1 protein-coding gene and 1 pseudogene are annotated in these 429 nt (G+C 67.8%); both read right to left on the bottom strand.

Features of this window, described 5'->3' with window-relative positions; translation table 11 throughout:
- Positions 1-301, bottom strand: a 301-nt coding sequence (locus tag DDA898_RS00395; RefSeq protein WP_201765862.1) for a cadherin-like domain-containing protein, incomplete at its 3' end; no start/stop codon positions are given.
- 22 nt (positions 302-323) lie between these two features.
- Positions 324-380: pseudogene (locus DDA898_RS23925) on the bottom strand (hypothetical protein); the annotation flags it as partial.
- Positions 381-429 lie beyond the last annotated feature (49 nt).

Raw genomic sequence — 429 nt, 5'->3', positions numbered from 1 at the left:
GGTTGCCGTCCACATCGGCGTCATTCGCCAGCACGTCCACCGTCACCGGGGTGTCCTCGGCGGTGGTGGCCGTATCCGCGCTGGCCACCGGGGCGTCATTCACTGCCGTCACCGTAATGGTCAGGGTCCCGGTCGCCACCCCGCCGGCGCCGTCGCTGACGGTATAGGTCACGGTGTCGGTGCCGTTAAAGTTGGCTTTTGGCGTGTAGGTCAGCGTGCCGTCGGCGTTGATCACCACCGTGCCGTTGCCGGCGGTGGCGGCGGTCACCGTCAGCGGGATTGCCGTCCACATCGCTGTCATTCGCCAGCACATCGACAGTGACCGGGGTGTCTTCCGCGGTGGTAGCCGTATCGGCAGCCGCTACCGGGGCGTCATTCACTGCGGTGACGGTAAATGGTCAGGGTGCCCGGTCGCCACCCCGCCGGCGC

Source organism: Dickeya dadantii NCPPB 898 (assembly GCF_000406145.1).
Taxonomy (GTDB): domain Bacteria; phylum Pseudomonadota; class Gammaproteobacteria; order Enterobacterales; family Enterobacteriaceae; genus Dickeya; species Dickeya dadantii.
This window is presented reverse-complemented; position numbering and strand designations above follow the sequence as displayed.